This window comes from Streptomyces sp. NPDC043867 (assembly GCF_056435845.1).
The window spans coordinates 56,719-81,204 of record NZ_JBWKDS010000009.1 but is presented as its reverse complement, the minus strand read 5'-3'; the positions used below and the strand labels follow the sequence as shown (position 1 = coordinate 81,204).

Below are 24,486 nucleotides of genomic sequence, written 5' to 3'. Positions count from 1 at the left end.
GCGGCGGTCAGCTGAGACCGACTCAGATGTCGAGGAAGCGGACGTCCTTGGCGTTGCGCTGGATGAACGCGCGGCGTGCTTCGACGTCCTCGCCCATCAGGACCGAGAACAGGTCGTCGGCCTGGGCGGCGTCGTCCAGCGTGACCTGGCCGAGGACGCGGTGCTCCTGGTCCATCGTGGTGATGCGCAGTTCCTCGGCGTTCATCTCACCGAGACCCTTGAACCGCTGGACCGAGTCGTCACGGGTGCGCTTGCCGTTCTGGCGGCCCAGCTCGATCAGCGCGTCGCGCTCGCGGTCCGAGTAGGCGTACTCGAAGTCGTCGCGGCCCCACTTGATCTTGTACAGCGGCGGGCGGGACAGGAACACGTGCCCGGCCTCGACCAGCGGCCGCATGAAGCGGAACAGGAAGGTCAGCAGCAGGGTGTTGATGTGCTGGCCGTCGACGTCGGCGTCCGCCATCAGGATGATCTTGTGATAGCGGAGCTTCTCGATGTCGAAGTCCTCGTGGACCCCGGTGCCGAAGGCGGAGATCAGCGCCTGGATCTCCTGGTTCTGAAGGATCTTGTCGATCCGCGCCTTCTCGACGTTGAGGATCTTTCCGCGGATCGGGAGGATCGCCTGGTACTGCGGGTTGCGGCCGGACTTGGCCGAGCCGCCGGCGGAGTCACCCTCGACGATGAAGATCTCGCACTTGACGGGGTCGTTCGACTGGCAGTCGGAGAGCTTGCCCGGCAGGGACGCCGACTCCAGGAGACCCTTGCGGCGGGTGAGGTCACGCGCCTTGCGGGCCGCCACGCGCGCGGTGGCCGCCTGGATCGACTTGCGGATGATGTCCGCGGCCTCGTTGGGGTTGCGGTCCAGCCAGTCGCTGATGTGCTCGTGGACGACCTTCTGGACGAAGGTCTTCGCCTCGGTGTTGCCCAGCTTGGTCTTGGTCTGGCCCTCGAACTGGGGCTCGCCGAGCTTGATCGAGATGATCGCCGTCAGACCCTCGCGGATGTCGTCACCCGTGAGGTTGTCGTCCTTCTCGCGCAGCAGCTTCTTGTCGCGCGCGTACCGGTTGATCAGACCCGTCAGAGCGGCCCGGAAGCCCTCTTCGTGCGTACCGCCCTCGTGCGTGTGGATGGTGTTGGCGAAGGAGTACACGCCCTCGCTGTAACCGCTGTTCCACTGCATCGCGACCTCGAGGGAGAGCATGCGCTCCTTGTCCTCGGCCTCGATGTCGATCACGGTCGGGTGGATCACGTCGCCCTTGCGGGAGTTCAGGTACTTCACGAAGTCGACGATGCCGCCTTCGTAGTGGTACGTGACCGTCTTGACCTCGTCGTTCTCGTCCGCACCGGCCTCGTCCGCGCCCGTCACGGCCTTCGCGGAGTCGCGCTCGTCAGTGAGTTTGATGGTCAAACCCTTGTTGAGGAACGCCATCTCCTGGAAGCGCCGCGTCAGCGTCTCGAAGGAGTAGTCCGTGGTCTCGAAGATGTCGCCGTCGGCCCAGAAGGTGACCGACGTACCCGTCACGTCGGTGGCCTCGTGCTTGGCGAGCGGAGCCGTCGGGACACCCAGCTTGTACTCCTGCGTCCAGCGGTAACCGTCGGTCCTGACCTCGACGGCGACCCTCGTGGACAGCGCGTTCACGACGGAGACACCCACGCCGTGCAGACCACCGGAGACCGCGTAACCGCCGCCGCCGAACTTGCCGCCCGCGTGCAGGACCGTCAGCACGACCTCGACGGCCGGCTTGCCTTCGGACGGGACGATGCCCACCGGGATGCCGCGGCCGTTGTCGACGACGCGCACGCCGCCGTCGGCGAGGATCGTGACCTCGATGGTGTCCGCGTGGCCGGCGAGGGCCTCGTCGACGGAGTTGTCGACGACCTCGTACACGAGGTGGTGGAGGCCGCGCTCACCGGTCGAACCGATGTACATACCGGGCCGCTTGCGGACCGCGTCCAGACCTTCGAGGACGGTGATGGCGTTGGCGTCGTACGCCACGCCCGGGGCCTCAGCTGTGCCAGCGTGCGCTTCTACGCGGGGCGCCTTGCCCTCCTCATCCGTTTCAGTAGCGGCGATGTTCTCGTTGGGGTTGCCGGAATCGGCCACGAAGCGCCCTTTCTGGCACAGCACGAACCAGCTTCCGGCGGTGGCCGGAGCGGCTGCGGCGTGTTGCGTTGGTAAGCCTGCCTTGCACACCATTTCCCGACGGTCCCCGCAAGCGGGGCGGGATTCGCTTCCAGTCTACCGGTAGCGCCGACAGTGATGGGGGTTTGCCGGTACCTGAGTCCGCATGTGCCGCCCTCAACCGGTCTCTCGCGACTCCCCATATGCGGAGCGGGGCTCCAAGAGGCTCACGGAGGCACTCAGCGCTTCCGGGTGTCAACCCCTAGCTACTGCCGAGTCAGGTCACCCGTAGGTGTCACCGGGACCCGTGCTACCGGGGGCGCGCAAGGGGCCGTAACGACGGGCGGGGCCACCGGGGCCGAGCACCTTGATCACCCTGACCGCACCGTGCCCGAGGTCCTGGTTCAGCCGTGCCACCAGCTGCGGGGCGAGCAGCCGCAGCTGGGTCGCCCAGGCCGTGGAGTCGCACTGCACGGTCAGCTCGCGCTCGTCCTCGTCGTACTTCTGCGGCTCGCAGTGCTTGGCCAGGTCGTCGCCGACGATCTGCGGCCAGCGGCCCATGACCCCGCCCACCGCCGCCGGGGCCTCCCAGCCGCGCTCGGTGAGCAGCCGGTTGATGGCGGCGCCGAGCGCCATCGGATCGCGCCCGTCGGCGCGTGCGCCGGATCGCAGCCCGGCGCCGCGCCGCACCTGCCTCTTCTGCTGGGCCGCGTCCCCACGCGCGCGTGCCTGTTCCTTCGCGGCGCGCAGGGCCACGCGCGCGAGGTCGACGCCCGACGGTTCGGGGATCTTCCTGGCCGCGTCGCCGGATGCACCGGCGGGAACGCCGCCCGGCGTGGCCGGTGTGTTTTCCGTCATACGCGCTCCACCGTGCCCTCGGACACCGCGAACCGCGTCCCGGCGAGGACGCCCGGCACGTCGTCGTCCACCGCCGCCGTCACGAGCACCTGCTCGCCGGGCGCGACCAGCTCGGCGAGACGCTCGCGCCGCCGGGTGTCCAGCTCGGCGAACACGTCGTCCAGGACGAGTACCGGCTCGTTGCCCTCGGCCCTGAGGAGGTCGTACGAGGCAAGCCGCAGCGCCAGCGCGAACGACCAGGACTCCCCGTGGGAGGCGTATCCCTTGGCGGGCAGCTGCCCGAGCTTGAGCAGCAGCTCGTCCCGGTGGGGGCCCACCAGGGTCACACCCCGCTCGATCTCCTGCTTGCGGGCCTCGAGCAGGGCCGCCATCAGCTGCTCGTAGAGCTCCTCGCGCGCGTGGCCGGTGATCCCCGGGGAGGACGGCTTGTACTCCAGTACGACGGGGCCACCGCCCGGTGCCAGCTGCTCGTACGCCTTGTCGGCGAGGGGCTGCACCGCGGCGACCAGGTCGAGTCGCTGGGCGAGCAGCTCGGCACCCACGCGCGCGAGGTGCTGGTCCCAGACGTCGAGGGTGGAGAGGTCCATGGTGCGGCCGCCGTGGCGCCGGGCGAGCGCCGCCGACTTCAGGAGGGTGTTGCGCTGCCGCAGGACCCGGTCGTAGTCCGAGCGGACGCCCGCCATGCGCGGGGAGCGGGCGGTGATCATCTCGTCCAGGAAGCGCCGCCGCTCGCCGGGGTCGCCCTTGACCAGGGCGAGGTCCTCGGGCGCGAACAGCACCGTCCGGACGATCCCGAGCACGTCACGGGGCTTGACCTGCGAGGACCTGTTGATGCGGGCGCGGTTGGCCTTGCCGGGGTTCAGTTCGAGTTCGACGAGCTGCTGGCGGTCGCCCTGCCGCACGTTGGCCCGGACGATGGCACGGTCGGCGCCCATCCGCACCAGGGGCGCGTCCGAGGAGACGCGGTGGCTGCCGAGGGTGGCGAGGTAGCCGACCGCCTCGACGAGGTTCGTCTTGCCCTGGCCGTTGGGCCCGACGAAGGCGGTGACGCCCGGGTCGAGCGGGACCTCGACGTGGGCGTACGAGCGGAAGTCGGCCAGCGACAGATGCGTGACGTGCATGGTCGTTCGCCGACCTCCCCCAACGTGGTGCTTCGGGTGTTTCCCCGAGGGCCGGGTCCCCCCGGCCTTCGGTCGTCCCCGGCTGTGGACAGCCGGGCCGTTCCCCCGGGAGGCGGTGCCCCCAGGGTGTGGCTCAGTTCTTCTTCTCCACGGCGTGGCCGCCGAACTGGTTGCGCAGCGCCGCGATCATCTTCATCTGCGGGGAGTCGTCCTGCCGGGACGCGAAGCGGGCGAAGAGCGACGCGGTGATCGCCGGCAGCGGCACCGCGTTGTCGATGGCCGCCTCGACGGTCCAGCGGCCCTCGCCGGAGTCCTCCGCGTACCCCTTGAGCTTGTCCAGGTGCTCGTCGTCGTCCAGGGCGTTGACCGCGAGGTCGAGCAGCCAGGAACGGATGACCGTGCCCTCCTGCCAGGACCGGAAGACCTCGCGCACGTCGGTGACGGAGTCGACCTTCTCCAGCAGTTCCCAGCCCTCGGCGTAGGCCTGCATCATCGCGTACTCGATGCCGTTGTGGACCATCTTCGCGAAGTGGCCCGCGCCGACCTTGCCCGCGTGCACCGACCCGAAGTCGCCCTCGGGCTTGAGCGCGTCGAAGACCGGCTGCACCTTCGCGACGTTCTCCGCGGAGCCGCCGTACATCAGCGCGTAGCCGTTCTCCAGGCCCCACACACCGCCGGAGACTCCGCAGTCGACGAAGCCGATGCCCTTGATGCCCAGCTCGACGGCGTGCTTCTCGTCGTCGGTCCAGCGGGAGTTGCCGCCGTCCACGACGACGTCTCCCGGCTCCAGGAGGGCGGCCAGTTCGTCGATGGTGGACTGGGTCGCGGCACCGGCCGGGACCATCACCCACACCACGCGCGGGCCCTTGAGCCTGCCCACAAGCTCTTCCAGGCTGTGGACATCGGCGACGTCCGGGTTGCGGTCGTATCCGATGACGGTGTGGCCTGCGCGGCGAATCCGCTCGCGCATGTTGCCGCCCATCTTGCCGAGGCCGACGAGACCGAGCTCCATCAGTTGTTCCTTAGTTTGCGACGTGGCGTGAGGGCACTGCCGTGCCTCGTCCGAGCCTAAACCCGGACGCTCACGCACACCTGTGGGCATAGCCGCTCAGACGTACGCCCCCACCTGCGGTCTTCGTCGGGCCGCGTCAGCCGCTGAGGCGCACCGGCATGATCAGGTACTTGTAGGCCTCGTCCGCCTCGGCGTCGACGGCGGGCCTGCCGCTGAGGAGGGCGGGCTTGGTCGACGTCGTGAAGGAGAGCTGCGCGACGGGCGAGTCGATGGCGCTCAGTCCGTCGAGCAGGAACGTCGGGTTGAAGGCGATCGAGATGTCGTCGCCCTCCAGCTGGGCGTCGACCCTTTCCACAGCCTGTGCGTCGTCGCTGGAACCGGCCTCCAGAATGAGCACGCCCTGCTCGAAGCTGAGCCGCACCGGCGTGTTCCGCTCGGCGACCAGGGCCACACGCTTGACGGCCTCCACGAAGGGGGCGGTCTCGATGACGGCGATGGAGTTGAACTCCGTCGGGAACAGCGTGCGGTACTTCGGCAGGTCGCCTTCGAGCAGCCGGGTGGTCGTACGGCGGCCGGCGCCCTCGAAGCCGATGAGGCCCTCGCCCGCGCCGGAGCCCGACAGGGCCAGGATCACGTTGTCGCCGCTCGTGAGGGCCTTGGCGGTGTCCAGGAGCGTCTTGGCGGGCACCAGGGCGACCGCGGAGGCCTCCGGGTTCTCCGGCTTCCACAGGAACTCGCGGACCGCGAAGCGGTAGCGGTCGGTGGACGCGAGGGTGACCGTGTCGCCCTCGATCTCGATGCGCACACCGGTCAGCACCGGCAGGGTGTCGTCACGCCCGGCCGCGATGGCCACCTGGGCGGCCGCCGAGGCGAACACCTCGCCGGGGACGGTGCCGGTCGCCGACGGCATCTGGGGCAGCGCCGGGTACTCCTCCACAGGGAGGGTGTGGAGGGTGAACCGCGAGGAGCCGCAGACCACCGTCGCCCGTACACCGTCCGTGGAAATCTCCACCGGCCGGTTGGGGAGGGCGCGGCAGATGTCGGCGAGGAGACGGCCGGAGACGAGGACCGTGCCCTCCTCGTCGATCTCGGCGTCCACCGAGACACGCGCGGACACCTCGTAGTCGAAGCTGGACAGGCTCAGGGCGCCGCCCTCGGCCTTCAGCAGGAGGCCGGCGAGGACAGGCGCCGGTGGACGGGCCGGGAGGCTGCGTGCAGCCCAGGCCACTGCCTCCGCGAGTACGTCGCGTTCCACCCGGATCTTCACCGTTGCCGCCTCCGTCTGTTGCCGGCGCTCTCGCCCTGCTGGCCTTCGCTGTCTGACTCGGTGTCGTCGGTCCCTGTGACGGGAAGGACACCGGGGACCAGTCTGACGCACCGCACTGACAGTCGGTGCCCCCCTCGGTCAAGTCGCGTCGAGCGGCACCGGAGCCCCGAACCCCGAGTTGTGCACAGCCCCCTCTTCTGAACGGATTCCCAGCTCTCTCTAGTTGGGAGTAGTAGTAGGGGCTGTGGAAACCGTGGATAACCCTGTTTTCGCAGCTCAGACGGCAGATTTTGTCCACCGGCCCTGTGGGTGACGGCGGTGGACAACCGGGGCTCGCTGTGGACGGGGAAAAGTTCTGCACACCCGATGCACAGGCTAGGGGCACTTCTCCCCAACGCCGTCCCCAGTTTTACCCACGTTCCCCACAGGCCAACCAGACACCTTGGTGTGACGCCTTTCACTCGACCCGGTGAGAAGGCGCGGCGCGTTGCCGAACAGTGGACAGGGGTGTGGAGAAGGTGCGAGACGCTGGGGACAACCCGCCCGGTCCTGTGGGCCGCCGGTGGACAACTTCGTGCACACCCTGTGGATCATTTCTTCGTCCACAGTCTGTGGAGAACCTTCGTCCACCAATCCACAGCCATCTGACCTGGCCTGATGATCTTTCACCAGGGCGGCCTGTGGACACCGTCTGGACAACTTTCCGGTCCCCAGGGTGTGGACGCAAGAAAGTCCCCGGATCTGTGGAGGGAGGCCGTAACCAGGACCGTATTCGAACAGTGGATGTCGGTTGTGCGTCGGCCTGTCTGGTCGGAAAGGGCGACGAAAGCCCTCGGGAGGGCCCTCCGGGGGCGATCCGAGGGCGATCCGGGGCCGATCCGGAGGCCCCGGAGGACGTTTCTGAGCGCCTCGAGGAGACGCGACGGCACGTGGGGAGAGCGCCGGGAGACGGAGCCGGAGAGCGCCGGGAGACCGAGCCGGAGGGTGCCGGCCGGCGCACGAGGACGGCGAAAGGCGCCCCCCGGGAGCTCGTCCGGGGGGCGCCTTCGAAGCCGTACGGCTCTGGGATCAGCCGTTCTTGATGCGGTTGGTCAACTCGGTGACCTGGTTGTAGATCGAGCGCCGCTCGGCCATCAGCGCGCGGATCTTGCGGTCGGCGTGCATGACTGTCGTGTGGTCGCGGCCGCCGAACTGCGCGCCGATCTTCGGCAGCGACAGGTCCGTGAGCTCGCGGCACAGATACATGGCGATCTGGCGTGCGGTCACCAGCACGCGACTGCGGGAGGACCCGCACAGGTCTTCCACCGTCAGACCGAAGTAGTCGGCGGTGGCCGCCATGATGGCCGGCGCCGTGATCTCGGGGGCGGAGTCCTCGCCGCCCGGGATGAGGTCCTTGAGGACGATCTCCGTGAGCCCGAGGTCCACCGGCTGCCGGTTGAGCGACGCGAAGGCCGTCACCCGGATCAGCGCGCCCTCCAGCTCACGGATGTTCCGCGAGATCCGGGACGCGATGAACTCGAGGACCTCCGGCGGAGCGTTGAGCTGCTCCTGCACCGCCTTCTTACGGAGGATCGCGATACGCGTCTCCAGCTCGGGCGGCTGGACGTCCGTGATCAGCCCCCACTCGAAGCGGTTCCGCAGCCGGTCCTCCAGCGTCACCAGCTGCTTGGGCGGCCGGTCCGAGGACAGCACGATCTGCTTGTTCGCGTTGTGGAGCGTGTTGAACGTGTGGAAGAACTCCTCCTGCGTCGACTCCTTGTCCGCGAGGAACTGGATGTCGTCGACGAGCAGGATGTCCATCTCGCGGTACCGCTTGCGGAAACTGTCGCCCTTGCCGTCGCGGATGGAGTTGATGAACTCGTTGGTGAACTCCTCGGAGCTCACGTACCGCACGCGCGTGCCGGGGTAGAGGCTGCGGGCGTAGTGCCCGATCGCGTGCAGCAGGTGCGTCTTGCCCAGACCCGACTCCCCGTAGATGAAGAGGGGGTTGTACGCCTTCGCGGGCGCCTCGGCGACGGCGACCGCCGCCGCGTGCGCGAAGCGGTTCGAGGCACCGATGACGAACGTGTCGAAGAGGTACTTCGGGTTCAGGCGTGCGGTGGGCTCACCGGGACCCGATGCCGGCGCGGGCTGCGCGGCCAGCGGCCCCGGGGCTCCGCTCGCCGCGGGCAGGGCGGGTCCGCCGCGGTGCACATGCCCGGTGCCCGTGGGGGACGGCTCCGAGAGGTCGCGGCGGTCCATCTCGCGTCGGCCGTCACGCTGGTCGTAGTCGGGCCGCTGCTGCTCGTAGTCGGAGCGTGCCTGCTCGTAGTCCTGGCGCTGCTGGTCGTAGGACGGCCGCTCCATCGACTGCGGGCGGTAGTCCTGCGAGGGCGACGCGTACGGGTCGCGGTCCGGGAAGCCGAGGCGCTGCTGCTGCCAGCCGTAGTCGTCCTGCGACGGACGCGGCCAGGACCCCGGCTCGGGCCGCTGGTAGTCGGGATAGGCGGGACGGGCGGTCGGCAGATGATCGCCGGGGCCGCCGGGCAGCTGCTCGGGGCGGTGGGGACGGTGGTCGTCCGCGCGGTGCCGGCCGTAGCGCTCGTATCCGTCGCGGCCCTGGCTGTCGTAGGGGTTCCGCTCGTCGCGTCCCTGGCCGTCGTATCCGTCGCGGCCGTCGCGCGCGTCGCGTGAATGGCGCCCGCCTCCCTGGCCGCTGTGGCTGTCGCGCCCGTCACGTGCGTCACGGCTGTCACGCGGGTCACGGCTGTCGCGTCCCTGGCCGTCGTATCCGTCACGTCCGTCACGTCCGTCGCGGTTCGGGGCGTCGTAGGCGTCCCGGCCCTGGTCCGGTCCGGCCGGGAGTTCCGCCTCCTCGTAGCGGGGCGGGGCGGGCTCGCCCACGGAGTCGTCGACGGTGATCGCGATGCGGATCGGCCGACCGCACTCGCGGCTCAGCGTCTCGCTGACCACGGGGGCCAGGCGCCCTTCGAGTACGCCCTTCGCGAACTCGTTCGGAACCGCGAGCAGCGCCGTGTCCGCGACGAGTGCCAGCGGCTGGCAGCGCTTGATCCAGTGCTCGTCCTTCGCCTCGACGCCCTGCACGCGGCCCTCACCGAGGAGCTGTTCCAGTACTCGTGGCCACACTGCGGCAAGATCGGCAGGTACGTCAGCCACAGGGCACGCTCTCTCACGGGTCCCACGAACGTGTGGTTCTGGGAACAGGTCGGGATGTAACTCGGGTGGGGCGGCGGGAACGAATCAGATGGCGCGGGGAGAAGGGAACGAATCGGAGTCCAGCCACGGTAGTCAGGGCGACCCGTACGGTTCAAGTTGTTGTCCCCAGCCTGTGGACAGTGTCCCCCGGCGGCACTGGTTTGACCGAATGGCGTAGCCGCGCGTACCGTAACCAGGTCGAGTTGTCGATGGCTGCTGCCGCCTGCCTCCGATGGGCACAGGTCACGTTCAGTGATCGGGAAGCGGTGCACTCGGGCGTAATGCGAGCTACTCGTGGGCGCACGGTGACAGCCAGGACGGCACCCCGCCACCACCGATTCTTTCTGGAGCCCCCGAGTGAGCAAGCGCACCTTCCAGCCGAACAACCGTCGTCGCGCCAAGACCCACGGCTTCCGCCTGCGGATGCGCACCCGTGCCGGCCGCGCGATTCTCGCGAACCGTCGTGGCAAGGGTCGCGCGAGCCTGTCCGCCTGATCACTTAAACAGGTCATGACGTGCTGCCTACCGAGCATCGGCTGAGGCGGCGCGAGGACTTCGCGACCGCGGTACGTCGGGGACGCCGGGCCGGACGCCCGCTCCTCGTCGTCCATCTACGCAGCGGTGCAACGGACCCGCACGCGCCTGGGGAGAGCGCTCCCCCGACGCGTGCGGGTTTCGTTGTCAGCAAAGCCGTGGGCGGAGCCGTCGTACGCAACAAGGTGAAGCGCAGGCTTCGTCACCTGATGCGGGAGCGGGTGGCCCTGTTGCCCCCCGGTAGCCTGGTAGTAGTACGAGCGCTGCCCGGTGCGGGCGACGCCGACCATGCACAGCTGGCCCGAGACCTGGATGCCGCCCTGGGGCGGCTGCTGGGAGGGGGCGCGCGATGAAGTACCCGCTGCTGGCGCTGATCAAGCTGTACCAGTGGACCATCAGCCCGTTGCTCGGGCCGGTGTGCAAGTACTACCCGTCGTGCTCCCACTACGGCTTCCAGGCCATCGACCGGCACGGCGCGCTCAAGGGAACGGCACTCACCGCCTGGCGCATCCTCCGGTGCAATCCGTGGTCGCCCGGCGGTGTGGACCATGTGCCACAGCGCAGGCGTCCGCGGTGGCACGAGATGCTGCGCAACGCCTGGCGTGCACGCAAGGGCGGGACCTCCGCCGCCGAACCGGCCATCGAGGGGCATGGACTGTCCGACCATCCCCCGAGCCCGGCCGCCGAGACCCCGTCCCATGCTCAAGGAGCCTGATTAGTGGACACGATTGCCAGTCTTTTCAGCTTCATCACGACACCCGTCTCCTGGGTCATCGTCCAGTTCCACTCCGTGTACGGAAAGCTCTTCGGGGCCGACACGGGCTGGGCCTGGGGCCTGTCCATCGTGTCCCTGGTGATCCTGATCCGAATCTGCCTGATCCCGCTCTTCGTGAAGCAGATCAAGGCGACCCGGGCGATGCAGACGCTGCAGCCCGAGATGAAGAAGATCCAGGAGCGCTACAAGAACGACAAGCAGCGCCAGTCCGAAGAGATGATGAAGCTGTACAAGGAGTCGGGTACCAACCCGCTCTCCTCGTGCCTTCCCATCCTGGCGCAGTCGCCGTTCTTCTTCGCGCTCTACCACGTGCTCAACGGCATCGCGACCGGCAAGACGATCGGCGTCATCGACGACCAGCTGCTCGAGAGCGCGCGTAAGGCGCACATCTTCGGTGCCCCGCTGGCCGCGAAGTTCACCGACGGCGCGGAGAAGGTCACGTCTCTCGGTGCCACCCTGACCGACGTCCGCGTGGTGACCGCGGTCATGATCGTGATGATGTCGGCGTCGCAGTTCTACACGCAGCGCCAGCTGATGACGAAGAACGTCGACACCACCGTGAAGACGCCGTTCATGCAGCAGCAGAAGATGCTGATGTACGTCTTCCCGGTCATGTTCGCCGTCTTCGGCATCAACTTCCCCGTCGGTGTCCTCGTCTACTGGCTGACCACCAACGTGTGGACCATGGGCCAGCAGATGTTCGTCATCCACAACAACCCGACTCCGGGCAGCAAGGCGCAGGCCGCCTACCTGGAGCGCCTGCAGAAGCACGTGCTGAGCCACGGCAAGGTCCGCAGGCGTGGCGAGAAGGCCATCGTCAAGGCGATCGTCGCCAAGGGGCGTGACCGCAACGAGTTCGAGCGCAAGTTCATCAACAGCCTGACGAAGGCGGGCCTCGCGGCCCAGTCCGACGGCACGGTGGTCAAGAGCGAGACCGCGACCGTCACGGAGCTCGAGGACGGCACCACGACGACCGTCACGGGCGTCCCGAAGCGACAGCAGCCGAAGCGGCAGTCGAAGTCGCAGCGCCAGGCGGCCGTGGCCAGGCCGGCGGGAGAGGCCGAGCCGAAGACCTCGCTGATCAAGTCGGACGATCCGCAGGACGCCAAGCCCGGCACCGCCAAGCCGGCGGGCGGCGGCACCAAGCCCGGCGCCGGTACCCGCAGCAAAGCCCAGTCCGGGCGCAAGGGCCCGCAGCGGCCCAAGTCCCCGTCCAAGAAGTAAGAAGGAGTCCATCCCGTGACGGAAGGCACCATCTCCGCCGCCGCCGAGGGCGACACCCTGAGCCACCTGGAGCAGGAGGGCGAGATCGCGGCGGACTACCTCGAGGGCCTGCTCGACATCGCCGATCTCGACGGTGACATCGACATGGACGTCGAGGCCGACCGCGCCGCTGTCTCGATCATCAGCGATGCCGGCGGCCGCGACCTGCAGAAGCTGGTCGGCCGGGACGGCGAGGTGCTGGAAGCCCTCCAGGAGCTCACGCGCCTGGCCGTACACCGGGAGACCGGCGAACGCAGCCGCCTGATGCTGGACATCGCGGGCTACCGCGCACAGAAGCGTGAGGAACTCTCCGAGCTCGGCGCCAAGGCCGCGGCGGAGGCCAGGAGCTCCGGCGAAGCCGTCAAGCTGCCGCCGATGACGCCCTTCGAGCGCAAGGTGGTCCACGACGCGGTCAAGACCGCGGGCCTGCGCAGCGAGTCCGAGGGCGAGGAGCCGGAGCGCTTCGTCGTCGTGCTTCCCGCCTGATCGGTACGTACGTTCCTCCGGCCCCGTCTGTTGCGCAGACGGGGCCGAGCTTTGCCTGGTAGTCCCCCGGCAGCTGCGGTCCCGACAGCTGTAGTCCCTGATAGTCCTGGAACTCAGCGCTCAGTGCGCTTATGCGGTACGGAAGGACGGTCCCCGTGACGGAGGCAGCGGAACTCCCCCCTACGCCCGAGGAGGCCCGCGCGGTATTCGGCGATCGCTTCGCGGACGCGGTCCGGTACGCGGAGCTGCTGGCCGAGGCGGGAGTGCAGCGTGGCCTGATCGGTCCTCGCGAAGTGCCCCGTCTGTGGGAGCGGCATCTGCTGAACTGCGCGGTGCTCTCGGAGGTCGTTCCCGAGGGCGTGACCGTGTGCGACGTCGGCTCCGGCGCCGGCCTGCCGGGCATCCCGCTGGCCCTGGTCCGTGAAGACCTCAAGATCACGCTACTGGAACCGCTTCTGCGTCGCACCACCTTCCTCACCGAGGTGGTCGAGCTGCTGGGCCTCGACCACGTGACCGTCGTGCGTGGTCGGGCCGAGGAAGTAATGGGGAAGTTGCCGCCGGTGCACGTCGTCACCGCTCGGGCGGTCGCACCGCTGGACCGGCTGGCGACGTGGGGCATCCCCCTGCTGCGGCCCTACGGGGAGATGCTCGCGCTCAAGGGGGACACCGCCGAAGAGGAGCTGAAGAGCGCCGCCACGGCGCTGAGCAAGCTCGGCGCCGTGGCGACGTCGGTCCTGCACGTGGGTGAGGGGGTTGTGGATCCTCTCTCCACCGTGGTGCGGGTCGAGGTCGGAGAGAGCCCGGGCGGGGTGCGCTTCGCGGCCAAGCGGGCCAAGGCGGCCAGGACTACTCGGACCCGACGCCGTCGCTGACCTCAGGAACGCCACGACGCCCTGAACTCTCGGCTCCACTGCGGTGGAGCCGAGAGCTTTTTTGTCACTCCGGCTCTCGCGCATTGATCCGCCCTGACGGTGAGCCGTACTCCACACAAGCTGCCAAACCTACGCATACCGGAGTGTCGCGCCGATATGGCGACGGCCGCTAGGCATCGTGTTTCACGTGAAACGTCGCTCACTGCTGCACGGCATCATCAGTCGCGGCCGCGCCGCGGCCGAACCCCGCGACCGGAGGCCTCTCGGTTCACTCGAAGAGGGTGCGGAGTTGTCCACAGAGGTGGATATCTCCACAGAAGAACGGGCCTCGCTGGTTCACGACCCCGAAGGCATGGGAGGCTCTGTTCATTGCGAGCCTGAAGTCGAGGAGAGTGAATCCTTGCGGTCCAACGCCAACATCGCGGGACCGATGACCGATCCGGTCCCCGGTCCCCGTACCGAGTCGATGGGGGAGGATGTTTCACGTGAAACACCGCCCCCGATGGACGACACCCCCATCGGTCGTGCTGCCCAACTGGCAGTAGAGGCTTTGGGGCGTGCCGGCGAAGGCCTGCCACGGCCGGAGCAGACACGCATCATGGTGGTCGCCAACCAGAAGGGCGGGGTGGGCAAGACCACCTCCACGGTGAACCTGGCCGCGTCTCTCGCCCTGCACGGTGGCCGGGTCCTGGTGATCGACCTCGACCCTCAGGGCAATGCCTCCACCGCGCTGGGCATCGACCATCACGCCGAAGTTCCTTCCATCTACGACGTGCTGATCGACAGCAGGCCGCTCTCCGAGGTCGTCCAGCCGGTCCCGGATGTCGAGGGTCTCTTCTGTGCGCCCGCCACGATCGATCTCGCCGGTGCGGAGATCGAGCTGGTGTCTCTGGTGGCACGGGAGAGTCGCCTGGAGAGGGCGATCCAGGCGTACGAACAGCCGCTGGACTACATCCTCATCGACTGCCCGCCCTCGCTCGGCCTTCTCACGGTCAACGCCCTCGTCGCGGGCGCGGAAGTCCTGATCCCGATCCAGTGCGAGTACTACGCACTGGAGGGGCTGGGTCAGCTTCTCCGTAACGTCGATCTTGTTCGGGGTCACCTCAACCCGAACCTGCACGTGTCGACCATCCTCCTCACCATGTACGACGGCCGGACGCGACTGGCGTCCCAGGTCGCGGACGAGGTGCGCAGCCACTTCGGCACGGAGGTCCTGCGGACGAGCATCCCGCGCTCCGTCCGTATCTCGGAGGCCCCGAGCTACGGGCAGACGGTGCTGACTTACGATCCAGGATCGAGCGGTGCCCTCTCCTATCTGGAGGCGGCACGAGAAATCGCTTTGCGCGGCGTCGGAGTGGCCTACGACGCGCAGCATGCCCACGTGGGCGCACAGAATGATCAGAGCATGGTGGAGGGGATCCAGTGAGCGAGCGACGGAGGGGGTTGGGCCGTGGTCTCGGAGCACTGATCCCGGCTGCCCCGACAGGGGAAAAGGTGGCAGGGCCGGTTTCGGGTGGCGCCGCAGGTGGCGCATCCACCTCGCCGACAGCCGTACCTGTACTCACCGCCGAGCGCGGAGTGGCGGCGGCGAGGGTGGCCACGCTTCCCCCTGTTCCACGTGAAACAGAGGAGCAGTCCTCCTACGCGGCAGTGGAGACGCCTGCCGAGCCGGTCGGAGTCCACTTCGCCGAGCTGCCGATCGACTCCATCACCCCGAACCCGCGGCAGCCCCGTGAGGTGTTCGACGAGGACGCGCTCGCCGAGCTGGTCACCTCCATCAAAGAGGTCGGCCTGCTTCAGCCGGTCGTCGTACGTCAGGTCGGCCCCGGACGCTACGAACTCATCATGGGCGAGCGGCGCTGGCGAGCCTGCCGGGAGGCCGGGCTCGATGCGATTCCGACCATCGTGCGCGCCACGGACGACGAGAAGCTCCTCCTGGACGCTCTCCTGGAGAACCTGCACCGGGCTCAGCTGAACCCGCTGGAAGAGGCGGCCGCCTACGACCAGCTCCTCAAGGACTTCAACTGCACCCACGACCAGCTGGCAGACCGCATCGGTCGTTCGCGGCCCCAGGTATCCAACACTCTGCGTCTGCTGAGGCTTTCGCCCTCGGTCCAGAAGCGGGTGGCGGCCGGGGTGCTGTCCGCCGGGCATGCGCGGGCTCTGCTCTCCGTTGACGACTCGGAGGAGCAGGACCGGCTTGCTCACCGGATCGTGGCCGAGGGGCTGTCGGTGCGAGCCGTCGAAGAGATCGTCACTCTCATGGGGTCCAGGCCACAGAGTGCACCGCGGTCCAAGGGCCCACGGGCCGGGGCGGTGCTCTCTCCGGCCCTGAGTGATCTCGCGACGCGCCTCTCCGACCGCTTCGAGACACGGGTGAAGGTCGACCTGGGACAGAAGAAGGGCAAGATCACCGTCGAGTTCGCCTCCGTGGAGGATCTGGAACGGATCCTCGGCAGTCTTGCCCCAGGGATGGGTCCAGTCCTGCAGAAGAGTCTTCAGAACGACGAATCCGACGAGACGGACGCGTGAGACAGACGGCGTAACGATCTCGTCTGCCACGAGAGCGAGAGCGGGCTGTGTCCGGTGTGTACCGGAAAACGGCCCGCTCTTTGCTTTCTGGCGGTATCGATGGAATCGCATCGTGGATACGATGCGATGGGTATGGCTTTTACACCTGGCGATACCTTCATCGGGAGGCGGACGGGGGCCATGCGGACCGTGAGCCGTTCCGGTCTGGTCACCACCGGCCTGGGCCCAGGGGTAGGCGGCTTCGTCGGCAGCCTCCTCAGGGAGCGAAGCGCTCTGACAGCCGCCCGCGGCGCAGCGGGCGAAGGAAGCGAGGAACTGCCTTCATGGGGCGACGGCTCGTACCGCTCACGCTGGACAACCTTCAGGACCTTCCCCAGCGCTGTGCCTCGTGTGTCTTCTGGGAACTCGACCCCGTCAGCGGTGAAGCCGCGATAAAGGCGGGCACGCCCACGCTGGAGAAGGAAGCCTGGATCTCGGCTGTCCTGCTGGACTGGGGATCATGTGGCCGCGTCGTCTACGTCGACGACGAGCCGGTCGGATTCGTGATGTACGCGCCACCGGCCTACGTCCCCCGCTCCACGGCCTTCCCCACAAGCCCGGTCTCGCCGGACGCGGTCCAGCTGATGACCGCCTTCATCCTCCCCGGGTATCAGGAGCAAGGACTTGGCCGCGTGATGGTTCAGACGGTGGCCAAGGATCTGTTGCGCCGGGGCTTCAAAGCAATCGAGGCGTTCGGGGACGCTCAGTGGAAAGAGCCGGCGTGCCTGCTGCCCGCCGACCACCTGCTGGCCGTTGGCTTCAAAACGGTGCGGCCCCACCCCAGGTATCCGCGACTCCGCCTGGAGCTGCGTACGACGCTCTCCTGGAAGGAAGACGTGGAGCTGGCACTGGACCGCCTGTTGGGGGCGGTCCAGAAAGAGCCCGCGCTGCGCCCCCTGTAATCACGGGTTGGGCGCTGAGGCTTCTCATGCGAATGGGCCAACCCCAGGGGGTTGGCCCATTCGTGTTTCACGTGAAACATCGCCGTCGGCGTGACGGCCTCAACGACTACTCGGTGATGAAGTCCTCGAGGTCACGCACGATGGCCGCCTTCGGCTTCGCACCGACGATGGTCTTGGCGACCTCTCCGCCCTGGTACACGTTCAGGGTCGGGATGGACATGACGCCGTACTTGGCGGCCGTGCCCGGGTTCTCGTCGATGTTGAGCTTCACGATCTCGATCTTGTCCCCGTACTCGGCGGCGATGGCCTCGAGCGACGGCGCGATCTGGCGGCACGGACCGCACCAGGCGGCCCAGAAGTCCACCAGGACGGGCTTGTCGCTCTTCAGGACGTCCTGCTCGAAGGAGTCGTCGGTCACGTTCTTGAGGGTGCCGGCCACGGCGGGCTCCTTAACTCGGTGATGCGGTGAGGCGTACGGGGGGGTCAGACAGTGGTCTTCTCGGGCTCGGCGGTTGCTTCGCCGTCAGCCAGTGCGGCGAGGAAACGCTCCGCGTCGAGAGCGGCGGAACAGCCGGTGCCGGCCGCGGTGATCGCCTGCCGGTACGTGTGGTCCACGACGTCGCCGGCACCGAAGACGCCAGTGAGGTTCGTCCGGGTCGAGGGAGCGGCGACCTTGAGGTAACCCTCGTCGTCCAGCTCGAGCTGACCCTTGAAGAGCTCGGTGCGCGGGTCGTGGCCGATCGCGATGAACAGGCCGGTCACCGCCAGGTCGGAGATCTCGCCGGTCTTCAGGTTCCGCAGCTTGAGGCCGGAGAGCTTGGGGTCGCCCTCAATCTCTGCGACCTCGCTGTCCCAGATGAACTTGATCTTCGGGTCGGCGAAAGCCCGGTCCTGCATGGCCTTCGAGGCGCGCAGGGTGTCCCGGCGATGGACGATAGTCACCGACTTGGCGAAGCGGGAGAGGAACGTGGCCTCTTCCATCGCGGTGTCGCCGCCACCGATCACAGCGATGTCCTGGTCCTTGAAGAAGAAGCCGTCACAGGTCGCGCACCAGGAGACGCCACGTCCGGAGAGGGCATCCTCATTCGGCAGGCCGAGCTTGCGGTGCTGCGAACCGGTGGTGACGATCACGGCCTTCGCGCGGTGCACCGTGCCCGCGGTGTCCGTGACGGTCTTGATCTCGCCGGTCAGGTCGGCGGAGACGACGTCGTCCGGGACGAGCTCGGCACCGAAGCGCTCGGCCTGGGCACGCATGTTGTCCATGAGCTCGGGGCCCATGACCCCGTCCTGGAAGCCGGGGAAGTTCTCCACCTCGGTGGTGTTCATCAGCGCGCCGCCTGCGGTGACGGCGCCCTCGAACACCAGCGGCTTCAGCGACGCGCGCGCGGTGTAGAGCGCCGCCGTGTAGCCGGCGGGCCCGGAGCCGATGATGATCACGTTACGGACGTCGCTCACGGCTTGATTCCTCGTCTCTGGAGACTGCTGCGTACTGCCGGTGGGAGCCTCGCTCTGAACTCTCACCCGACCCAACGGATCCTAAGGGGCTTGCATTCCCAGTGTGTCCGGGCACACGGAGTCGGCACAGGGTACGCGGGTGCGGCGAATGACGCAGTTCGAGTCCGCCCGACGGCCAGAACGGCACAGACAGCGCCTGTTCTGGTGTGGCCCGGACGGCGCGGCAGTCCGCCCGTACGTGATGATCAGCGCCGTGCGTAGGAGCGCTTCACCAGAACCTTGCCCGCGGAGGCTGACTCCTGGTCCACGCACGTCGCGTCGACGACATAGACCGTGACCTGTGCGGGGTCCGATGTGTGAGGCAGGACGACCAGGTAAGCGCTCGTGCCCTTGTACACACCCTCGGAGGCGGCGAGGACGGTGTCGCTGCGGTTGATGGCCCGTTCAATGCACACTGGTACCTGCACGCCGGTCTCTCGGAGAGTCTTCGGCTCACTGCTCCCGGACCCTGAGGTACCCGACTCGACGCCCCAGGGCTTCTTGCTGCCGGTGCCGGAGCCGGATTGCGCCAGCAGATCCGCCACTTGGTTCCCCAGCTTGCCGTCGACGAAGATGTGCGCCTCGTCGGTGTGCCTCCGCGTCGCTGTGGCGGGAGTGTCCCCAGGATTCTCGTCGGTCAGCGATCGCACGAGGAGCGTTCCGAGGCTGAGTGCGGCGGCAGCGAAGGCCGCACCGAGAGCAAGAGTGCCCCGGCGACCGCGCCGCAGGCGAGGGGCGCGGCCCGGGCCGGTGGCGGCGCGGGCATGACCGGGGGGCCGGTTCCCTACGGGCGTGGTGGATGTTTCACGTGAAACACGCTCGCCCTCGGCATCGACTTCGGCTGACGCGTCGGACTTGGCGGGAGCATCCGCGGGATCCAGGCTGGCAGTCGTGGCGCTCAACAGGGCCTCCGCCGCCAGCGCGGCATCGATCCGTTCCGCCACGTCGGCGGGCATCCGGGCGGGACCGGGCAACGTACCCAGCAGTCCTCGGACTTCCTCCAGGGAGGCGTAGACGTCGGCGCAGAGCGGGCAACCGTCCAGGTGCTGCCGGACCTCCGCACTGCGGGAAGGGGGGAGCAGGCCTTCGGTGAGGTCGGAGAGCTCTGATACGTCCGGGTGGCCGGCCGTGCCGGTCATGGATGTCACGCTCGCCCACCTCCGCCCTTCACCGCGGCCGAGTCGCTCGGCCCTGACTTCTGTGATCCCGCGTCCTGTGGTCCCGTGTCCTGTGACGCTGCTGCGGGTGGGACGGATGTCGCCTGGGTCCGGTTCCTTCCGCCGCCCGGCTTCTCTCCGTCCTGGTCGCTTCCGCTTCCCGCACGGAGATGGGCGAGCAACGGCAGCAGTCTGGCTCTGCCCCGGGCGCAGCGGCTCTTCACCGTGCCCGTGGGTACGTCGAGGACGCGAGCGGCTTCGGCCACGGGGTACCCCTGCATGTCCACCAGAACGAGGGCCGCTCGCTGGTCGGGCGGGAGCGTACCCAGAGCCTCGACGAGTTCGCGGTGGAGATCGTTGCGCTCGGCGGGCGCGGATGCCGACTCGTGCGGCCCGAGGAGCTGTTCGAAGCGCTCAGCGTCGTCGACCGGTGACGTCTTCCTGGACGCGGTCTTCCTGGCTCGGTCCAGGCAGGCGTTCACCGTGATGCGGTGCAGCCAGGTGGTGACGGCGGACTGGCCACGGAAGGTGTGGGCGGCCCGGTAGGCGGACACCAGTGCGTCCTGAACCGCGTCAGCGGCCTCCTCGCGGTCTCCCAGCGTTCGCAGGGCCACCGCCCACAGGCGGTCGCGGTGTCGCCGCACGAGCTCGCCGAAGGCCTCGGAATCGCCCTCGACGTGGCGGGCCAGAAGATCCTGATCGCTCACGTCGCCGTATGCGCCGTCATCGGCCATCGGACCCCTCCCCTCCGTCGACGAGTCGTCAGCCGGTGAACTTCACATCCGTCACGGCCTGCTTGAAGCCGGCACCACTGAACTCGTCCTTGCCCGCGTACGGCGCCGCGGTGATCCACACCAGGACGTACCGCGTCTTCACGGCCCTGTCCGCGGAGATCTTCAGCTGCCGGCCGGAGGTCGTCGCCGAGGCGATCTTCTTCATGGAACCGAGCGAGGCGGACGAGGAGAACGAGTCCGCCGCATACAGCGAGACCGTGGTGTGGTCGCCGATGTAGTTCAGCCCTATCGATGCCGACGCGAGGCCACGGTCGGATCCGAGGTCGTAGATGATGCCCACACCCTGCTTGAACGGTGCGAGCACCGGCCCGTCGTTGTAGGAATAGGTCCGCCAGTACGTAGAGCTGTCACCGTCGTAGGTCAGGCCGACATCGCTGGCATGCTGCGGCTTCCCGTCCGGGAAGTACTCCTGGGCGCCCCGGATCGGGATCGGCCTGACCGGCCTGTGCTTGTCGCTGTTCTTGTCGTTGCCGTCGGTGGTTTGCGTCTTGTTGGTCTCGTCGTTCTCGCTGCGGTCCATCAGGGCGTCCGCCAACTGCCAGCTGCCGAGACCCAGCGCGGCGATGAGCAGTGCGGAAACCGCCCACTTCAGCGCCTTGCCGGTGCGACTCTGCAAGGGGGGCGGCGGGGGTGCGACGGACTGAGTGACACCCGGATGGAGCGTCTGGCGCCCGTATGTGCCCTGCTGATAGGTGGTGCGCTGATAGTCGGGCGGGGCGGTGAACGCGGGCTCCGGCGGGCGGATGCGGGGCATCTCGCCGATCGCCTTCACCAGCTCCTCCGGCGTCGTGCACGCCGGCTCCTGGCGCGAGGCGGTCGCGCCGTCGTTGGCGAGCGCGCGCATGGCCAGTTCCGACAGGCCGCGGTGGACGCCCGCCCGGACCTGGTCGGGAGCGATCAGTCCGACGCCCTTGGGCAGCCCGGACAGACCGTACGCGTCGTCCTCGTAGGGCCAGCGCTGAGTGAGTGCCGCGTACAGCAGTGCGCCGATCGCCTCGGTGTCCGTGCGCTGCGGCGTGTCGGAGCTGATACCCCGCAGGGCGGCGTTGACGGCGAGGCCGCGGATGCGCCACTGGCCCGACGAGGAGCGCAGGACGGCACCCGGTGTCAGCCGGAGATGCGCGAGCCCTTCGCGGTGGGCGGCGGCCATGGCTTGGGAGACCTGGGTGACCATCTGGTAGGCCTCGTGCACCTCCAGCGGGCCCGCAGCGAGGAGGGCGGTCAGCTCCGTGGCGTCGGGGAGCCACTCGTGCACGACGTAGACGAGGTCGTTCTCCTCGACCGCGTCCAGGACCTGGACGAAGCGGGGGTCGCCGAGCAGCGCGGAGGACCGGGCAGCGGCCAGCACCGAGCGGGCCCGGCTGTGGTCGGCGGGAAGCAGATGCACGCCGACGGCACGGCGGAGCTTCTCGTCCACCGCGCGCCAACTGCTGAAACCGTCCAGACGAGTGACGCACTCCTCGAGACGGTAGCGTCTGGCGAGCTTGTGACCGCTGTGCAGTTCGGGCGGTGAGACCCTTCCGGGACTCTCGATCCCCCCGCTCACTTGTGCCTCGTCGCTCTCCGTGTCCCGCTCCAGGTTCTGGGCCACCCCGTCGGCCGTGGACTGGTCCGCCTTCGCGGTCAGCGGCTCGTCATCACCGCTGTTGTCTGCCACGTCGACGGCAGCCGTGCTCCGTTCCGCCACCGTCGCTCCTGCCTCCCCATCCGTTGCGCGCTGTCCGACGCAGAAACCAATTGTGCCCACAGTCCGGTGCTATGCACGACACACAGCAGCGAACGATGGTTGTGCGCTTACCCGAGCGTCAACGCCCCAGCCGGCCGCGGACCATGCCGACCATGGAGTTGAGCTCCTCGATGCGCATCTTCCGCGCGGCGACGTAGAAGACGCCGAGCAGGAGGGCGCCGCCGCCGACGAGTGCGAGGAAGGAGCCGCCGACACCCTGTCCGAGGGACCGGCTCATGCCGTAGCAGGCCGCACCGCTGATCAGCGCGGCCGGGACCGCTGCGATGCCCAGCCGTGCGTACGTGCGCAGGACGCGGGCTCCGTCCAGGTCGCCGCCGAGGCGCTTGCGCAGCCTGCTCCAGGCGATACCGACGCCGATCGCGTAGGCGAGGCCGTACGAGGCGGCCATACCGACCACCGCCCACCGGGAGGGCAGTACGAAGAAGCAGAGGGCGGAGGCGCCGGCGTTGACGGCGGCGACGATGACCGTGTTGTAGAAGGGCGTCCGGGTGTCCTCGTAGGCGTAGAAGGCGCGGAGGACCACGTACTGGACGGAGTAGGGGATCAGGCCGAGGCCGAACGCCATCAGCATGTAACCCATGTTGGTGGCTTCGCTGGTTCCGGAGGAACCGAAGATCAGCGTGCACATCGGGATGCCGAGCGCCACGAACCCGAACGAGACGGGCACGATCGCGACGGCCGTGGTGCGAAGACCCTGGGAGATGTCGTCGCGGACGGCGCCGGTGTCGCCCTCGTTGGCGGAGCGCGAGAGCCGCGGTAGCAGGGCGGCCATCAGCGACACGGTGATGATGGCCTGGGGCAGGCCCCAGATGAGCTGGGCGTTGGCGTAGGCGGCGAAACCGGTGCCGTCGACGGGAGAGGCCTTGCCCGCCGCGGTGGAGAGCTGGGAGACCACGATCGCGCCCGCCTGGTTGGCGAGGACGAAGAGCACGGTCCACTTCGCGAGCATCGCGGCCTTGCCGAGGCCGTGGCCCTTCCAGTCGAACCGCGGACGCAGCCGGAAGCCGGTCTCCCGCAGGTACGGGATCATCGCGAGGGCCTGCACGACGAGACCGAGCAGAACGCCGACGCCCAGGAGCTTCTCGCCCTCCGGCGGGATGGTCGTGACCTTCATGCCGGAGTTCGCCGCGGAGCCGTACACCCAGATGAACAGGCCGAGGGTGACGATGATGACGATGTTGTTGAGGACCGGGGTCCACATCATCGCGCCGAACTTGCCGCGCGCGTTGAGGATCTGTCCCATCACCACGTGGACGCCCATGAAGAAGATCGTGGGCAGGAAGTAGCGGGTGAAGGTGACGGCGACGTCGTTGGCGGCCGGGTTGCCGGCGATCCCTGCGGAGAGCATGCGGACCAGCAGCGGAGCGCAGACGACCGCGAGCACGGTGAGCGCGCCGAGGGCGACCATGACGAGCGTCAGCAGCCGGTTGGCGTAGGCCTCGCCGCCGTCCTCGTCGTCCTTCATGGCGCGTACGAGCTGCGGTACGAAGACGGAGTTGAGGCCGCCGCCGACGGTCAGGATGTAGATCATGGTCGGCAGCTGGTAGGCGATCTGGAAGGTGTCACCCAGCAGGCCGACGCCCAGCGCCGAGACGATCAGCGCGGAGCGGATGAAGCCGGTGAGCCGGGACACCATCGTGCCGGCGGCCATCACCGCGCTCGACTTCAGAAGTCCCGAGGCCCGGCCGGCCTTCTTGGGTGCAGCAGTGGCGGCGTGGGAGGGCGAGGGGGCCGGGGCTGGGTTGTTCGACCCCGGGCGCACGGACGGCGCGGGGGACGGGCTCGGCACGGCCGCGGACTCCATGGGAGGGCGGACGCTGTCCTGCTGCTGGTCCCGGAAGAGGTGGGCGAAGGCGTCGGGCTCGTGACGCTCCTCGCCGGCCTGGGTGACCAGGTCGTCCACGCCCACGAACTGGGTCGTCCGGGGGTCCTCACCGTAGGGGAGGTGCCGGGTCGGGCCGGCGGGCTCGGGCGGGGGCGTCTGGGCCCACACACGGGGGTCGGGTGCGTACTGCTGCGGCTGCGGCTGGGCGTAGAGCGGCGGCTGCGGCGGGTACGTGCCCGGCGGAGGCGGCGGGTGTGCCGCACGGTCGTAGAGCGCCTCGGTCACCGGATCCTGGGCGGAGAGGTCCTGCCCGCGGTACGGATCCTGGTCGTAGGCGTCCTGGAAGTACATGTCCGCGGGGGGGCCCGGTGGCGTCTGGCCGGGCTCGCGCGGTGGACCCTCGGGGTAGCCCGAGTCGCCCGCGCCCTGACCGCGGTCACCGTCGTACGGCGCGTTCATGGATACCCCACCTCATCGTCCCCGGGCCCACCGGC

21 protein-coding genes are annotated in these 24,486 nt (G+C 68.6%); 9 read left to right on the top strand and 12 right to left on the bottom strand.

What is annotated here, in order from left to right:
* Nucleotides 1-22 precede the first annotated feature (22 nt).
* The 6 genes from gyrB to dnaA all read right to left on the bottom strand — a co-directional run bounded on the left by gyrB (nucleotide 23) and on the right by dnaA (nucleotide 9,503).
* On the bottom strand, nucleotides 23-2,125 hold the full coding sequence (gene gyrB, locus AC069T_RS11525; RefSeq protein WP_358855143.1) for a DNA topoisomerase (ATP-hydrolyzing) subunit B: 2,103 nt from the start codon (nucleotides 2,123-2,125) through the stop codon (nucleotides 23-25).
* Nucleotides 2,126-2,401: 276 nt separating this feature from the next.
* Complete coding sequence (locus AC069T_RS11520; protein WP_478782531.1) at nucleotides 2,402-2,977, bottom strand: DciA family protein; 576 nt, start codon at nucleotides 2,975-2,977, stop codon at nucleotides 2,402-2,404.
* Nucleotides 2,974-4,098, bottom strand: coding sequence for a DNA replication/repair protein RecF (gene recF, locus AC069T_RS11515; protein WP_478782530.1), 1,125 nt, complete (start codon nucleotides 4,096-4,098; stop codon nucleotides 2,974-2,976). Before recF ends, AC069T_RS11520 begins: the two co-directional genes overlap by 4 nt.
* Nucleotides 4,099-4,231: 133 nt before the next feature.
* Nucleotides 4,232-5,110, bottom strand: coding sequence for a phosphogluconate dehydrogenase (NAD(+)-dependent, decarboxylating) (gene gnd, locus AC069T_RS11510; RefSeq protein ID WP_358855146.1), 879 nt, complete (start codon nucleotides 5,108-5,110; stop codon nucleotides 4,232-4,234).
* A gap of 136 nt (nucleotides 5,111-5,246) precedes the next feature.
* Nucleotides 5,247-6,377, bottom strand: coding sequence for a DNA polymerase III subunit beta (gene dnaN / locus AC069T_RS11505; RefSeq protein WP_478782529.1), 1,131 nt, complete (start codon nucleotides 6,375-6,377; stop codon nucleotides 5,247-5,249).
* 1,068 nt (nucleotides 6,378-7,445) lie between these two features.
* Nucleotides 7,446-9,503: a chromosomal replication initiator protein DnaA gene (gene dnaA / locus AC069T_RS11500; RefSeq protein ID WP_478782528.1), complete on the bottom strand. Its 2,058-nt coding sequence runs from the start codon at nucleotides 9,501-9,503 to the stop codon at nucleotides 7,446-7,448.
* Nucleotides 9,504-9,929: 426 nt separating this feature from the next.
* Here dnaA and rpmH point away from each other — a divergent pair, with 426 nt between their 5' ends.
* From rpmH to AC069T_RS11455, 9 genes are all read left to right on the top strand, one after another.
* A complete protein-coding gene (gene rpmH, locus AC069T_RS11495) occupies nucleotides 9,930-10,067 on the top strand; it encodes a 50S ribosomal protein L34 (RefSeq protein WP_006381191.1) in 138 nt (45 codons plus the stop codon).
* A 20-nt stretch (nucleotides 10,068-10,087) separates the two neighbouring features.
* Nucleotides 10,088-10,459 (top strand): ribonuclease P protein component, encoded by a 372-nt coding sequence (gene rnpA / locus AC069T_RS11490; RefSeq protein WP_478782527.1) that lies wholly within the window; start codon nucleotides 10,088-10,090, stop codon nucleotides 10,457-10,459.
* The gene (gene yidD / locus AC069T_RS11485; protein ID WP_478782526.1) at nucleotides 10,456-10,821 is read left to right on the top strand and encodes a membrane protein insertion efficiency factor YidD; all 366 of its coding nucleotides are present in this window, start codon (nucleotides 10,456-10,458) and stop codon (nucleotides 10,819-10,821) included. The genes rnpA and yidD overlap by 4 nt, the downstream gene beginning before the upstream one ends.
* Before the next feature lie 3 nt (nucleotides 10,822-10,824).
* Nucleotides 10,825-12,105: a membrane protein insertase YidC gene (yidC, locus tag AC069T_RS11480; RefSeq protein WP_478782525.1), complete on the top strand. Its 1,281-nt coding sequence runs from the start codon at nucleotides 10,825-10,827 to the stop codon at nucleotides 12,103-12,105.
* 15 nt (nucleotides 12,106-12,120) lie between these two features.
* Nucleotides 12,121-12,630 carry a Jag family protein gene (locus AC069T_RS11475; protein ID WP_358854534.1) on the top strand — a complete coding sequence of 170 codons (510 nt, stop codon included), beginning with the start codon at nucleotides 12,121-12,123 and terminating at the stop codon, nucleotides 12,628-12,630.
* Nucleotides 12,631-12,785: 155 nt separating this feature from the next.
* The gene (gene rsmG / locus AC069T_RS11470; protein ID WP_478782524.1) at nucleotides 12,786-13,502 is read left to right on the top strand and encodes a 16S rRNA (guanine(527)-N(7))-methyltransferase RsmG; all 717 of its coding nucleotides are present in this window, start codon (nucleotides 12,786-12,788) and stop codon (nucleotides 13,500-13,502) included.
* Between the two features lie 352 nt (nucleotides 13,503-13,854).
* Nucleotides 13,855-14,928 (top strand): ParA family protein, encoded by a 1,074-nt coding sequence (locus AC069T_RS11465; RefSeq protein WP_478782650.1) that lies wholly within the window; start codon nucleotides 13,855-13,857, stop codon nucleotides 14,926-14,928.
* Nucleotides 14,925-16,034 carry a ParB/RepB/Spo0J family partition protein gene (locus AC069T_RS11460; protein WP_478782523.1) on the top strand — a complete coding sequence of 370 codons (1,110 nt, stop codon included), beginning with the start codon at nucleotides 14,925-14,927 and terminating at the stop codon, nucleotides 16,032-16,034. Before AC069T_RS11465 ends, AC069T_RS11460 begins: the two co-directional genes overlap by 4 nt.
* Nucleotides 16,035-16,357: 323 nt before the next feature.
* Nucleotides 16,358-16,975: a GNAT family N-acetyltransferase gene (locus tag AC069T_RS11455; RefSeq protein WP_478782522.1), complete on the top strand. Its 618-nt coding sequence runs from the start codon at nucleotides 16,358-16,360 to the stop codon at nucleotides 16,973-16,975.
* A gap of 106 nt (nucleotides 16,976-17,081) precedes the next feature.
* Here the strand turns inward: AC069T_RS11455 and trxA are convergent, their stop codons facing one another.
* From trxA to murJ, 6 genes are all read right to left on the bottom strand, one after another.
* Entirely contained in the window at nucleotides 17,082-17,414 is a 333-nt protein-coding gene (trxA, locus tag AC069T_RS11450) for a thioredoxin (RefSeq protein WP_478782521.1), read from the bottom strand.
* Between the two features lie 44 nt (nucleotides 17,415-17,458).
* Nucleotides 17,459-18,430: a thioredoxin-disulfide reductase gene (trxB, locus tag AC069T_RS11445; protein ID WP_478782520.1), complete on the bottom strand. Its 972-nt coding sequence runs from the start codon at nucleotides 18,428-18,430 to the stop codon at nucleotides 17,459-17,461.
* Between the two features lie 245 nt (nucleotides 18,431-18,675).
* Complete coding sequence (locus tag AC069T_RS11440) at nucleotides 18,676-19,617, bottom strand: anti-sigma factor family protein (RefSeq protein ID WP_478782519.1); 942 nt, start codon at nucleotides 19,615-19,617, stop codon at nucleotides 18,676-18,678.
* Nucleotides 19,614-20,360, bottom strand: coding sequence for an RNA polymerase sigma factor SigM (sigM, locus tag AC069T_RS11435; protein ID WP_478782518.1), 747 nt, complete (start codon nucleotides 20,358-20,360; stop codon nucleotides 19,614-19,616). The genes AC069T_RS11440 and sigM overlap by 4 nt, the downstream gene beginning before the upstream one ends.
* 28 nt (nucleotides 20,361-20,388) lie before the next feature.
* Complete coding sequence (locus AC069T_RS11430) at nucleotides 20,389-22,107, bottom strand: protein kinase family protein (protein WP_478782517.1); 1,719 nt, start codon at nucleotides 22,105-22,107, stop codon at nucleotides 20,389-20,391.
* A gap of 118 nt (nucleotides 22,108-22,225) precedes the next feature.
* The gene (gene murJ / locus AC069T_RS11425) at nucleotides 22,226-24,451 is read right to left on the bottom strand and encodes a murein biosynthesis integral membrane protein MurJ (protein ID WP_478782516.1); all 2,226 of its coding nucleotides are present in this window, start codon (nucleotides 24,449-24,451) and stop codon (nucleotides 22,226-22,228) included.
* Nucleotides 24,452-24,486 lie beyond the last annotated feature (35 nt).